The organism is Anaeromusa acidaminophila DSM 3853 (assembly GCF_000374545.1).
Lineage (GTDB): Bacteria > Bacillota > Negativicutes > Anaeromusales > Anaeromusaceae > Anaeromusa > Anaeromusa acidaminophila.
The window spans coordinates 1-12,769 of sequence record NZ_KB894622.1 but is presented as its reverse complement, the minus strand read 5'-3'; the positions used below and the strand labels follow the sequence as shown (position 1 = coordinate 12,769).

At 42.5% G+C, this 12,769-nt stretch carries 21 protein-coding genes and 4 pseudogenes; all 25 read right to left on the bottom strand.

Annotated elements, in window-relative coordinates; translation table 11 throughout:
• Positions 1-192: 192 nt before the first annotated feature.
• Positions 193-429, bottom strand: a pseudogene (locus tag C508_RS21020) (gp53-like domain-containing protein); the annotation flags it as partial.
• 69 nt (positions 430-498) lie between these two features.
• Positions 499-909, bottom strand: coding sequence for a phage tail protein (locus C508_RS20070; protein ID WP_071595825.1), 411 nt, complete (start codon positions 907-909; stop codon positions 499-501).
• Positions 910-939: 30 nt separating this feature from the next.
• Entirely contained in the window at positions 940-1,389 is a 450-nt protein-coding gene (locus C508_RS20065; protein WP_071595824.1) for a phage tail protein, read from the bottom strand.
• Positions 1,390-1,422: 33 nt separating this feature from the next.
• Positions 1,423-1,812: a phage tail protein gene (locus C508_RS20060; RefSeq protein ID WP_281167299.1), complete on the bottom strand. Its 390-nt coding sequence runs from the start codon at positions 1,810-1,812 to the stop codon at positions 1,423-1,425.
• A gap of 283 nt (positions 1,813-2,095) precedes the next feature.
• On the bottom strand, positions 2,096-3,010 hold the full coding sequence (locus C508_RS0117095; RefSeq protein WP_281167298.1) for an IS3 family transposase: 915 nt from the start codon (positions 3,008-3,010) through the stop codon (positions 2,096-2,098).
• Positions 3,011-3,021: 11 nt separating this feature from the next.
• Entirely contained in the window at positions 3,022-3,354 is a 333-nt protein-coding gene (locus C508_RS0117090) for a transposase (RefSeq protein ID WP_018704788.1), read from the bottom strand.
• A 37-nt stretch (positions 3,355-3,391) separates the two neighbouring features.
• Positions 3,392-3,703: a phage tail protein gene (locus tag C508_RS21015; protein WP_422664658.1), complete on the bottom strand. Its 312-nt coding sequence runs from the start codon at positions 3,701-3,703 to the stop codon at positions 3,392-3,394.
• Positions 3,704-3,747: 44 nt separating this feature from the next.
• Positions 3,748-4,170, bottom strand: a complete 423-nt coding sequence (locus C508_RS20050; protein ID WP_281167297.1) for a phage tail protein — start codon at positions 4,168-4,170, stop codon at positions 3,748-3,750.
• Between the two features lie 42 nt (positions 4,171-4,212).
• Positions 4,213-4,656 (bottom strand): phage tail protein, encoded by a 444-nt coding sequence (locus C508_RS20045; protein ID WP_169342539.1) that lies wholly within the window; start codon positions 4,654-4,656, stop codon positions 4,213-4,215.
• Between the two features lie 553 nt (positions 4,657-5,209).
• Positions 5,210-5,668: a hypothetical protein gene (locus tag C508_RS20185; protein WP_281167296.1), complete on the bottom strand. Its 459-nt coding sequence runs from the start codon at positions 5,666-5,668 to the stop codon at positions 5,210-5,212.
• A 50-nt stretch (positions 5,669-5,718) separates the two neighbouring features.
• Positions 5,719-6,195, bottom strand: coding sequence for a phage tail protein (locus C508_RS20040; RefSeq protein WP_071595820.1), 477 nt, complete (start codon positions 6,193-6,195; stop codon positions 5,719-5,721).
• A 3-nt stretch (positions 6,196-6,198) separates the two neighbouring features.
• Complete coding sequence (locus tag C508_RS21010) at positions 6,199-6,591, bottom strand: phage tail protein (protein WP_071595819.1); 393 nt, start codon at positions 6,589-6,591, stop codon at positions 6,199-6,201.
• A gap of 42 nt (positions 6,592-6,633) precedes the next feature.
• Positions 6,634-7,056 (bottom strand): phage tail protein, encoded by a 423-nt coding sequence (locus C508_RS21005; protein ID WP_083928140.1) that lies wholly within the window; start codon positions 7,054-7,056, stop codon positions 6,634-6,636.
• A gap of 36 nt (positions 7,057-7,092) precedes the next feature.
• Positions 7,093-7,533 (bottom strand): phage tail protein, encoded by a 441-nt coding sequence (locus C508_RS21000; RefSeq protein ID WP_422664657.1) that lies wholly within the window; start codon positions 7,531-7,533, stop codon positions 7,093-7,095.
• A 288-nt stretch (positions 7,534-7,821) separates the two neighbouring features.
• Positions 7,822-8,085 (bottom strand): hypothetical protein, encoded by a 264-nt coding sequence (locus C508_RS19150; protein WP_018704784.1) that lies wholly within the window; start codon positions 8,083-8,085, stop codon positions 7,822-7,824.
• 12 nt (positions 8,086-8,097) lie between these two features.
• Positions 8,098-8,211 (bottom strand): annotated as a pseudogene (locus tag C508_RS20995) (hypothetical protein); the annotation flags it as partial.
• 54 nt (positions 8,212-8,265) lie between these two features.
• Positions 8,266-8,640: a phage tail protein gene (locus C508_RS20020; RefSeq protein ID WP_071595816.1), complete on the bottom strand. Its 375-nt coding sequence runs from the start codon at positions 8,638-8,640 to the stop codon at positions 8,266-8,268.
• A gap of 476 nt (positions 8,641-9,116) precedes the next feature.
• Positions 9,117-9,476 (bottom strand): hypothetical protein, encoded by a 360-nt coding sequence (locus C508_RS20015; RefSeq protein ID WP_071595815.1) that lies wholly within the window; start codon positions 9,474-9,476, stop codon positions 9,117-9,119.
• A 6-nt stretch (positions 9,477-9,482) separates the two neighbouring features.
• Positions 9,483-9,599: pseudogene (locus tag C508_RS20990) on the bottom strand (tail fiber protein); the annotation flags it as partial.
• A gap of 51 nt (positions 9,600-9,650) precedes the next feature.
• Positions 9,651-9,914 carry a gp53-like domain-containing protein gene (locus tag C508_RS20985; RefSeq protein WP_422664656.1) on the bottom strand — a complete coding sequence of 88 codons (264 nt, stop codon included), beginning with the start codon at positions 9,912-9,914 and terminating at the stop codon, positions 9,651-9,653.
• A gap of 51 nt (positions 9,915-9,965) precedes the next feature.
• Positions 9,966-10,421: a hypothetical protein gene (locus tag C508_RS20470; protein WP_156817672.1), complete on the bottom strand. Its 456-nt coding sequence runs from the start codon at positions 10,419-10,421 to the stop codon at positions 9,966-9,968.
• Between the two features lie 41 nt (positions 10,422-10,462).
• Positions 10,463-10,888 carry a phage tail protein gene (locus C508_RS20010; protein WP_169342538.1) on the bottom strand — a complete coding sequence of 142 codons (426 nt, stop codon included), beginning with the start codon at positions 10,886-10,888 and terminating at the stop codon, positions 10,463-10,465.
• Between the two features lie 33 nt (positions 10,889-10,921).
• Positions 10,922-11,320 (bottom strand): phage tail protein, encoded by a 399-nt coding sequence (locus tag C508_RS20005; RefSeq protein ID WP_281167295.1) that lies wholly within the window; start codon positions 11,318-11,320, stop codon positions 10,922-10,924.
• Positions 11,321-11,792: 472 nt separating this feature from the next.
• Entirely contained in the window at positions 11,793-12,230 is a 438-nt protein-coding gene (locus C508_RS20000; protein WP_071595802.1) for a phage tail protein, read from the bottom strand.
• A 78-nt stretch (positions 12,231-12,308) separates the two neighbouring features.
• Positions 12,309-12,769 (bottom strand): annotated as a pseudogene (locus C508_RS20595) (hypothetical protein); the annotation flags it as partial.

Here is a 12,769-nt window from a genome sequence, read left to right as displayed (position 1 = left end):
CTTCCCAAGGTAGCGGTACTTTTGTTTTGCAAGAAAATGCAAAGACAAAAATCGCTTAACTTACTATAATTACTGGGGAAAATCCCATTATGATTTCCTCATATTACACTCAAAATAGCCCAAAAAACTGATAGGCTCCATTTCAAAAAATGGAGCCCCTGAAAGTGTAACATTGTTATGTTTTCTTTGTTTTTACCACCCTATTGCCATCCATTGTGTTGGATATCTAGTCTCGTAAAAATACACTTGGAAATTTAGTCGATTTATAGAATTGGGAATAATTTCAACTCCATATCCTTGTCCATTAGTTGAACTTTGCGTTAGCTGAACTCCAAAACAAGCATGTTTAAACTCTACAGGAAAAGTTATTGTATTCCACCCTAGAGGATATTTAGAATTTCTAAGAAGTCCCCATTGAATTGTAAAACCATTATTAAACTTAAGATACCCGTCTGTATCAAATGAGTATGTTTCACTGCTTCCTTGGGAAGCTTCTAATTAGAATTTGATGCAAGGCAACAAAGCTATATTTCTTCCTCTAGTTTCTATCCCTCCAGAAGAAGTTGTATTATTATAAGCAAAATTTGTTCTATAGGCACCCGCTGTGTAAGTATCAATGCCGGCGACTGTCCCTGGAATGATTGTCGTACCGTTGAATCCACTAAAAGTAATCTGTGTTGCATGAGAATGAGTTTTAAAACTATCGGTTTCCCAACTAGCAAAGACTCTTCCAGAATTAACTCCTCTTCCGTGATCCCATCCACGGATAAACTCTCCTCGTAAATCCGGAACATTTGAACCAACTAGGGTTGCAAGGGCGGGATATGAAGTTGTGGACTGTCCATTACACTCCAAAAAACCTGTAGGTGGTGTATCTGCAGCAAACCAAATCACAGTCCCTATAGGCACTGAACTACTACTTCCTTGGGAAGATTCAAATTAAATAGAAGCTTTAATTAGATAATATACGGCTTTATTTATGGGCCTATTTTCATTTGCGGTTGGAACTATTCTGGATGCATCAAAATTGAAAGCAAACCATGCAGAAGGGTTACCACTAGTAGGGGAAGGCTCGTTACCAATAAAAATATTTCCGATGGCACCATTTATACTACTAGGAGAATTGCTTGCTTGATTCGATACTGCTGCAAACGTTGAAGACCCGTAAATATTCCTAATTGCATCTCCCTGCGCTAAACCAAGTGCCGATGCCCCACCTCCTACTCCCCTTAAAAAAAAGCCCCGATAATCTGGAACATATTCACCAACAATAACGGCTAATGCAGGATAAGCTGCTGTCGATTGCCCATTGCAAATTAGCCATTTTCCTGATTCTGATCCTTGAGGCATTATTTCCGAAGGCCATGCAATAATTGTTCCAACTGGCACTCCGGAAACGACACTTCCTTGGGAAGATTCTAGTTAATATTTGATACATGGCAACAAGGCAATATTGTGAGGACGAGTTTCAGTTCCTCCTCTCAATCCTGTTGTTGCTGCAAAATATTGTTCACCTGAGTTATGAGAAGCAAATCCACCTAAATTTGTACCTATTGTCCAATAAGCAATTTCATTAAAGCCATACGGACTTCTTGGGTGATCATGACTTTTAAAATCATCAGTCTGTATGCTTCCCAAAGACCGTCCTGAATCAGCTATGCCGGTCCGATCATGCGCCCATCCTCTAATAAATTCGCCGCGCAGATCAGGAACGGTAGCGCCCACTACGGCTGCCAAAGCCGGATACGCCGCCGTTGGTTGGCCATTGCACTCTAGGAAACCATCCGGCGGCGTAGGAGCCGCATACCAGATTACCGTGCCAACCGGAATGGGACCAACACTTCCTTGGGAAGTTATTGTGCTTTTATTAAATAACGCACAGCTTTGTTAACTGGACGTATTTCATTAGATATAGGAGTAACTCGAGATGCCTTGAAATCAGAATGCCATAAATATGAAGGCCCCTCAGCTTGTCCATTAAAGCCTCCAGCATAACTTGTATATTGGATAGCACCCGTAAAATAGCGGTTCAACCCCATAATTTTGGAGTATAGTCTCTATTTCAAGCCATACTGTAGCATAGCTCTTTATTTCATCACAATGTCACGACAAACGGTTGGCCATTGGTCTGCAAAACCATGTTGTGAAATTCACTAGGCGGAATATCGCCCAGACTTCCATGCAGAAAGCGGTGGTTGTAAAAATCAATAAACTGCGCAACCGTTTCATAGGCTTCGCTATAGCTGACAAATTCATGCCGTGAGTAGCAGTCTCGTTCCAAAATACTGTGAAATGATTCAATATGGGCATTCAGATTTGGGGTTTTGGGCGGAATTCGCTCATGCTCAATTTGCAATGCTATACAAGCATCTTCAAAGGCGTGGCTAATAAACTGTGGACCATTATCAGTCCGCACGACAGGACGTGTAGTAGTAGCCGTTAGTTTTCGCCTCCATAATGCACGCTCCAGAATATGAGCTGCGTGCTTGCCCTCGCAATTCAAGCCCAGATGGTAGTCTATGATTTCTCTATCATAGACATCAATAACGCCCATGAAATAAAAGAAACGGTCTTCTCCTGCAATATAGCCATACTTGATATCGGTCTCCCAAAGCTGATTTGGCCCGGTTACAGTTCGATTTCTTGCCAAGCGCCGCGGATGATGCAACTTGCGCTGCCGCTGCTTCTTTAATATCCCAAGTTCTTTGCATAGCCGGTAGGTTTTCTTTTTGTTGATTACCAGCTGGTGTTGGCGCCACAATGCTTTGGTCAATTTCCGATAACCATAATTGTCTTCTTCTCCCAAAATCATTTCCATAAGCCAATCTTTGATTTGTTCATCGCTAATTTTCTTGCAGGACGTATCAAAAGAATATCCCTTAATAGGACGGCCACAGTGGCCGATACCCTTCTGCACGGGCGCTATGCTTTCTTTTTGATGGTAGTAATATGATGACTCTGCAATCTCTAAAATTCGCAACACAACCGTTGCTGAATACCCCCGGTTTATCCAGTTGCATGCTATTTCAATTTTGTCCGATAACCGGGCTGGGACTTTTTTAAGACTTCCCTCAACAAGGCGATCTCAAGGTCTTTTTCACCTAAAAGTTGTTTTAACTGGTTGTTTTCTCGTTCAACCTGCTTAAATTCTTGGTCGGTCGGAGTATAAGAAGCTATTTTTTTAGCAGTTCCGTCGGTAACATCCCAAGCGCGAGTGCTGGCTTGCTTTCGCCAAGCGTAGATTGTTTTCGTCGATAGCTCATGCCGCCGAGCTACTTGTGCTACATTGTTAGTTTCACGAACCTCATTCAGTACTGATTCTTTAAATTCTTTAGTGTAGTTTTTGCCCTTCATATCTTGTCTCCACCCTTCTGTTTTTATTCTATCCGATTTAGAGACAAGACTCCAACTTCATTAGGGGGCTAAATAGATAGTAACTTGGAGTTTGTTCGTAGGCACCTCCACTAGTTGCATAAATTTCTCGAATAGAATCTCCTTGCAGTTGGTTAATAGAAGCACTTGAATGAGTTATAGTGCCATAATGCATGCTTGTTTGTGATCCATATCCTCTAAGAAAGATTCCTCTATAATCAGGCACGGTTACGCCTACAATTGCAGCAAGAGCAGGGTAGGCAGAAGTAGACTGTCCATTGCATTCTAACCAAATATTACCGTCAGTTGGATTTGAAAAAGATGGCCAGATAATAACAGTGCCAATCGGTAAGGAAGAAATACTTCCTTGGGAAGTTATTGTGCCTTTATGATATAAATAACGGCGCGATTAACAGGTCTATTTTCATTAGAAACAGGAACAACACGGGATGCATCAAAAAGAGTACCTCCATATACATCCGCATACCACCCCACTCCTGTATTAGCCCCTTTCGTAAAAGCTCCACTTGTATAAGCTGAGCTTGGCTGTGATATACCTACATATCCTGTTATATTTCTAATAGAATCACCTTGAAACACCCCCAAACTATTGCTTTGGTGAGTAACTAGACCAAAATGATTTGACTGAACACTTCCATACCCTCGAAGAAATACGCCACGATAGTCTGGAACATTTTCTCCTACAATAATTGCCAATTGAGGATAAGCAGTTGTCGATTGACCATTACATTCTATCCAAGCACCATCTGAGGGTAATACTGATGAAGGCCATGCAATGATACTACCTATTGGAAGCGATACACCACTTCCTTGGGAAGTTTAATATTTAATGCAAGGTAGTAAAGCAATATTAGTTGGGCGTGTTTCATTAGCGGTTCTTGCCGAAAGAGAAGCATCAAAAGTAATTGTTAAATTAGCAGCAGAACCTCCGTATGCAAGATATGATCCAGCAAAAGGAGCAGGAGAATTTGAGAATGCGCCCGTTTTTGAAGAATATGACCAATAGTTATAAATCGAACTTATGCCATCAAAGGAGCCTTGTATGTTCTGTAACGCATCTTGTTGTAGCGTTCCAAAAATTCTCCCTGAGTCAATGATTCCTTCATGGCTCCATCCACGAATAAATTTTCCGCGAAGATCAGGTACATTAGGACCTACAACTGAGGCTAATAACGAGTAACTTCCTGTAGACTGACCGTTGCACTCTAAATACCCAGTAGGTGGTGTAGCTGCAGCAAACCAGATGACAGTGCCGACCGGCAAAGAAGAAACACTTCCTTGGGAAGGTTCTATTCAATATTAAATAAATGGGAAATACTATCTATTGTGCTTTTATGAGGTAACGAACAGACTTGTTAATTGGACGATTCTCATTAGCTGTAGGAACCACGCGGGATGCAAAAAAAGAAATTCCCCAGGTTGCCCAACCGCCATTTGCAGCTTCGAAGCCGCCGTGGTCCCTTATGAATACTCCTGAGGATGGGGCTGTATAATCATCTGAAGCAGCTCCGCTCGAACCGTAAATGTCTCTAATTGCATCCCCTTGTATAACTCCTAGCGCACTTGAGGTATAGGTTGTAGTAGTAACTCCATTTAAGGTACCGTTTAATTGAGCATACGACAGACTTCCATATCCTCTTAAAAATATGCCCCTATAGTCAGGCACAGCCGGGCCTACAATGGATGATAATGCCGGATAAAGGATTGTACTTTGTCCATTACATTCAAGCCAAATCCCATCGGTAGGTAGAGCAGCAGAGGCCCAAATAATAATAGCTCCAATGGGGACAGAAGAGGTACTACTTCCTTGGGAAGATTATTGGGCCTTTATGAGGTACCGAACAGCAATATTAACAGGTCGAACTTCATTTGTTGTAGGAGTTATACGTGATGCATCAAAAGTATAGAGTCTTTCTCCACCGCCATAACCTATACCAGAATATCCAGCAGTAGACTCTTCCATCTTCAGAGCACCCCCAGAATACGGAGTTCCATCACCTTGAAAGTCATAACCAGAAAGAGAGCCAGTAATATTACGAATAGAGTCACCTTGAAGTGCTCCTAATTGACCAGATGAATAAGAAGTAGATGTAATACCATATAAACTACCATTGTTTTGACTAAAGGTTTGATGACCATAGCCACGCAAAAACATCCCACAATAATTAGGGACATTGCTACCAACAATTGTTGCTAAAGCGGGGTAGTTGGTAGTGGATTGCCCATTACATTCTAACCAAGTGCCATCAGAAGGCATGGCAACAGCTGACCAAATAATAATAGTGCCTATAGGAATATTACAAACTCTTCCTTGGGAAGGTTCTATTATTTAGCTTTTATCAAGTATCTAACTGTCGCCGAAGGTGGTTGTACCGTATTAGATGATCCGTAGATAGGATTTCCTTTTGATGCATCAAACGATATTTCAAAAGGAACGCCTAAACCTAATGAAGAAGAACGCATACCATCATATCCAGTAAATTTTGCCGAAAACACTCCTTGTCCATAAATAATATCATCCGACATATGAGGGATATAAAAAAGTTTCCCTGTAATATTGGGTAATCCAGCTTCTAAAATTTGATTTGGAATAATAGAACCTTGTAGAAATCTATTTTTATAATCAGGCAAAACAGTCGTTCCCAATACATTATATAAATCAGGATATAGGATATTAGAAAATGTTGAGCCATCACAATCAAACCATGTTCCTGTATTAGTATTAGGCGGTTTGTTTGATGGCCATGCTATAACCGTTCCGACGGGTATGCTTGAAACAATACTTCCTTGGGAAGTTATCATTGATTAATATTTGATACAGGGAAGCAGTGCAACATTGTACGGGCGAACTGCTTGCATATAACTAATACCGACTCCGCCCGTTGCAGAGCCATGTCCTGTTACATAAGAGTAAAGAACGCCATCGCTATAAGTTATATCATTTGTAAAACCTCCACTAGATAGGGAACCATCGTTAGTCCTATTGCCAGCAAAGCTTAGTGCCGTTGCTTGTTGGAACGAAGCAAAAGTACGACCGTTATCAAGAGAAGTGTTATGGCTCCAACCTCGGATAAATTGACCTCGTAGATCTGGCACCGTACTGCCGGTGATAGTGGCCAATGCTGGATAGCCTGCAGTAGACTGGCCGTTGCATTCGATAAAACCTTCTGGTGGCGTAGGCGCTGCATACCAGATCACCGTACCCGTGGGGATGGAAACACTTCCTTGGGAAGGTTCTGATTAGTACTTAATGCACGGTAAAAGGGCCACATTTCGACTTCTTGTTTCATTAGATAAAGATATTAAATTTCCCGAACTGTCATTTTTTATCGGTCTTAAAACATATGTGTTTATTGAACCATTTGCCAATCGCGGATAAGCGCCGCCAGGACCAATGCTACCAGTAGTGATTGAATCATAGTACAAAGTCCCATTTAAATAAAAACCGATTTTAAAGTCCTCTACAGAATAATTTTGCCAGCTGCCCAATAAACGACTGACATCTTTTCCAGCACCATGATCCCATCCTCGTATGAATTCGCCGCGCAAGTCTGGTACATTAGGACCTACTATAGCTGCCAATTCGGGGTGAGCAGCGGTAGATTGGCCGTTACATTCTAACCAGCCAGGCGGCGGAGTAGGGGCAGTATACCATGCGATCATACCCACAGGAACCGAAGAAACACTTCCTTGGGAAGATTATGCGGCTCGGATCAAAAAGCGGACGGCTTTATTAATAGGACGATTTTCATTAGCAGTAGGTACCATTCGACTAGCGTCAAAATCAACTCCTTTGTAATTGGGGGACTGTTGATTGCCTCCTACTCCAGTACCATCTGGTAAAATAGTTCCAAAAATTCCGCTAGTTGAACCAACCCAAGCTGCAGAATTAGTAGCTCTTGCTATACTCCCGGTAATATTTCGAATCGCATCACCTTGTAAATCGCCTAGATTTCCCGAAGAATGAAGAACCGTCCCGTAGTGGAAAGAGTATTGACTTCCGTAGCCGCGCAAAAACATTCCTTGATAATTGGGTACAGTAGGACCAACAATGGCTGCTAATGCAGGATACGCTGTTGTAGATTGCCCATTACACTCCAGCCATACACCTTCGGTTGGATTGTTTGCTACTGGCCAAATAATGATAGAGCCAAGAGGAATCCCACTATTACTTCCTTGGGAAGGTTCTACCTCTTTTCCCCAATCACAATATATCGATAAGCTTGTACGTGATTCAATCCAGCAACATAGCCATCATCGGTTACAAGCGCATAATGATTGTCTCCTCCACCCGTTTGCTGAAACGACACTAAAAACTTACACTCTGACCTTTCAAAGCCAGCTGGAATCGGTAAATATCCATAACCATTACCAACCCCGGTGATCACTTTTATGCCTAAAACACTACTTCCTTGGGAAGATTATTGTTTATTTGGCTTTAATCAAAAACCGCACGGATTTGTTGATAGGTCTATTTTCATTTGCCGTGGGAACTACACGTGAAGCATCAAAACTTGTTCCTCCGGAAACATCTTGATACCAACCAACACCCCCTGTGCCTGCGCGTGAAAAGGCGCCAGTCATCCACCCAGCCGCATTCGGCAAAGAAGCCCCTGTATACCCAGTAATGTTTCTAATGGCATCGCCCTGTGGGACTCCCAACGCGTCAGAATTGCCACCATAGCCACGCAAGAAGTATCCCCTATAGTCTGGGACCGTGCTACCGACAATGGCCGCCAGGGCCGGATAAACGAGCGCAGATTGACCATTACACTCTAGCCAAACGCTTTCGGTTGGATCGACGGTCGAAGGCCAGATAATGACTGTTCCAATAGGTACGCTAGAAGTACTACTTCCTTGGGAAGGTTCCGGTCAGTATTTGATGCAAGGTAGTAATGCTATATTTCGCGGACGAGTTTCACTGCCGCCGGTTGCACCAGTTTTATAAGTCGATAACCCCCAAGATACTCCTCCAACTCCATCCCAACCATCCGTCCCAGAATATGTGCCGAGCTTACTCCACGTATAATGAGTATGACTTTTAAAATCATCCATCTGCCAGCTTCCAAAAGAACGTCCTACATCGGCTATGCCGGTTCGATCATGCGCCCAGCCGCGAATGAATTCTCCCCGTAGATCGGGAACCGTAGCGCCCACGACGGCGGCTAATGCCGGATACGCCGCCGTAGATTGCCCGTTGCATTCAATAAATCCCTCTGGTGGCGTGGGCGCTGCATACCAAAGCACGGTTCCCGTAGGAACAGAAACACTTCCTTGGGAAGTTATAATTTCATGATATAGGCTAACGTCATAAAACGAGGGAAAATGCTATGGGCTTGATTACCGCCAGTTGGTTGAATAGGTTCTGTTGCTACACCGGCAATTCCCGTTCTACCATTAACGGAAATGCTAACCCCTTCAGTGGTCCACATTGCAACATTAACATTATGCTTGTGACTAGGCATTTCCGAAATGGTTAATATGTGCATTTCTTCACCACCCGTAACGCCAACTGGCCAATGACCATTTACCGCGTTCCATCCAATTGCAAGCGAAGCCTTGGTGTTTACATCACCGCCGGCGCCGTAAACAAAGCGTGACCGAAGATCAGGAGTTCCGTTTGATCCGTCGCATAAGGCCCATCCTATCGGAATCGAGGCAATGCTGCCATGCCAAATACAGATGGTTCCAGCAGGGATACTAGAAACACTTCCTTGGGAAGATTACCTTGCTTTTATAATCCATTTGACAGCTTTATTTATAGGTCGATTTTCATTTGCTGTTGGAACGCTGAGTGAGGCATTTAAGGAAAAACCACCTGTCCATCCAGTAACTACCCATCCTTCTATATCCCCACCCATTTTTTTATTTGCAACTAAGCTTCCCGTACCGATTATATCACCAGTGGTTCCAGTCCATAGAGGACCGGATGCACCTGTTGATGTAACACTTCCAGTGATATTACGAATGGCATCTCCTTGTATAGTTCCAAGTGTATTAGATGAATAATTTGTTACTGTAACTCCATTTAATGTCCCATTCACCTGACTATATGTTTGGCTTCCATAACCACGTAAAAACATTCCTTGATAGTCTGGTACATATGGACCAACAATAGCGGCTAACTCTGGATATTCAGAAGTAGATTGACCATTACATTCAAGCCAATTCCCATCAGAAGGAAGTGTATATGAAGGCCAGGCAATAACAGCACCGATAGGGGTAGAATTACCACTTCCTTGGGAAGATTATATAAATTAGTACCCTATTGCAGTCCAGTAATATCTACTTGTACAACTCGTATTTGCTCCAAAACTATTGCTATTTAGTATAGAAAAATAAGAATTGCTTTTTACTAAAATATTTGGAGTATAGGTTGTTCCAATTAGTTTACTAGCAGTAGCTTGCACATTTAAGCAAGCATTGGGAAATTGTTTGGGAAAGAATATTGTTTCTGAAGAACCTGCTCCTAAAATCGACGTATTACCCCATTGCATGATAAATCCGTTTGAAAACTTAATGTATCCAGGCTCGTTAAAATTAACTTCGTCAGCATTACTTCCTTGGGAAGGTTATAGCTTCATAATATATGCCAGGCTATAATAAGGTGGTCGATGTTCTTGCAACCAACTATTGCCAATAGATACAGACTGTATAGAAACAGTAACAGGAGTAACACTTTCATTTGCTATGGCGTATCTTCCACTTTCGAAGCCATAAGCTGGATTATTACTATAAGAAGCACCAAAATTTCTTCCTAAATTAAATGTCAAATTATGCGTTGGCATTTCTTCGACTATCATTTTATATTGATCATATCCACCAATAGAACCTGGGGAATATGAACCAGCAGATAAAGCCCCTGTCGTTGTAGTAATTAACGATGATCGATAGCCCCAACTAGGAGAATAGTTGTTGAAGTCACTTCCGGCACCAACCACAAAGCGATTTCGCAAATCCGGGGTATTATTATCTCCATTGCAAAGCGCCCAGCCGGACGGAATGGACGCTATGCTGCCAGACCACAAGCAGATAGTCCCTGGCGGAACGCCACTACTTCCTTGGGAAGTTATTGTGCTCTTATTAAATATCGTACAGCTTTATTAAGAGGACGATTTTCGCTTGCGGTGGGGACGACTTTCGAAGCATCAAACGTAACAGACCTATTACCAACGTTATAAAACCATGTGCTTCCGAAATGAATCGGAGTTCCAGAACCAGTAAATAATCCAGATGAAGAAGAATAAAAACCCACTCCAAATGCTGAAAGTGTATCCTTTATATTACGAATAGCATCTCCTTGCTCTATATTTATTGCCGCTGAATTACCACCATAACCTCTTAAAAAATAGCCTCGGTAGTTTGGAACGTTGCTTCCTACAATGGCAGCTAACAAAGGATACGAACTTGTAGATTGGCCATTGCATTCTAACCAAACGTTGCCATCCGAAGGATTAATTGCCGAAGGCCAAATTATTACAGTCCCAACTGGCACCCCAGAGCTACTACTTCCTTGGGAAGTTTCCAGTCAATATTTGATACAAGGAAGCAACGCAATATTATGTGGCCGTGTTTCATTTCCTCCTGTGTACCAAGTAAATATTTCAATTCCAGATTGAGGGTTAGGATTCCAACCGCCGCTATGATCGGGGGGCAAATATACAAAATTTGCATCACCTCCACCAGCACCATGAGATCCTGCTTCAATTTTATGATCATGCTTTTGAATTTGAAAGTCTTGCCAACTACCAAACATTCTTCCGGCATCTGGCGTACCTACTTTGTCATGTGACCAACCTCGAATAAATTCACCACGTAGATCCGGTACCGTAGCGCCGACAATAGCGGCCAATGACGGATAGGCCGCCGTTGGTTGTCCATTGCACTCTAGGAAACCATCCGGCGGCGCAGGAGCCGCATACCAGATTACCGTACCTACGGGAATAGCAGCACTTCCTTGGGAAGGTTATAGCTTGATAATCCAATGAACGGCCATATAAGGAGGAAGAGTATTATGGGGCTGGTCGCCGCCTGTATTTTTAGTCGTAACGATATTGGATAATAACCCACCTATGCCAGTATAGGCATGACCAACGCCATTCCCAAAATCTTGGCTATATATACCGGATGTTGTATGAGAATGAGCGGGTAGTTCATTGGTTATCAGCTTGTGCATGCGTTCACCAGCTGCGTCCCCAAGTGTGTACACTACGCTACCGTACGCATCACTCCATGCGCCAGTACCAATAACTGTCCGCCCCTTTAGATCCGGTGTACCATTGCTGCCGTCGCAGTAAGCGAAGCCAGTCGGAATAGACGCTAGATCGCCGTACCAAGGAATAATGCTACCGGATGGCAGAGTACCACTTCCTTGGGAAGATTACTTTGGCACAATACTGTTATTTTGCTCTAATTAAAAATTTAACTGCTGTATTTAAAGGTCTATTTTCATTATCGGTTGGCATAACGTTTTTTAATGAGAATTTAATGATATGCCCATTTCCAGATCCATTATTTTGCAAATCAAAATTATAGGCAGCTCCCGTGCTAAAAACACCTGTCGGAGATGGTGCCCCAATTGGAGTATAACCAGAATATCCAGTCACTGAGTCGTCACCCAAGAAAGATCCCTCTGCATTTCTCGAAGAGTCACCTTGTATAACACCCATACTCAAAGAAGAATGATTTACCGTTCCATAAATATCAGTAAAGAGTTGTGAACCATAGCCTCGAAGAAAAAGACCTTGATAGTTTGGAACATTACTACCAACTATGGTAGCAAGCGATGGGTATCCTGCGGTTGATTGTCCATTGCATTCAAGCCAAACCCCTTCCATTGGATTTATAGCAACAGGCCAAATGATGACCGTTCCAATTGGAACACCTCCCGCACTACTTCCTTGGGAAGATTCCGTTTATAATTTCATAATGTAAGCCAATGCATAATATGGAGGACGAATATCAATTGGGATATTAGACCACCCAGATGAAATCAACGCATACGATAATGAACGGGTAAAAAACAATGACTGAGAATTAACAGTGGTTGCTTCCGATCTACATAACTTGTCATATTGATAAGTATTCCCAAAACTAGTGTTAGCCGCGGTGTCGAAAAATCCCGATAGCACCCAAAAGTTCGCAAGTGATGATAAGGCTGAACTTGGTAAATTAGATGCTTGGAGAGTAACTTGTTCCGTTCCACCAGATACTTGTGGTGCGTACTTATTTCCCGAACCAATGACAAATCTGTCTTTTAAGTTTGGTGTGCCATTCGTTCCATCACATAAAGCCCATCCAAAAGGAATTGACGTATTACTACCAGACCATAAACATATCGTTCCCGATGGAATACTGGTAACACTTCCTTGGGAAG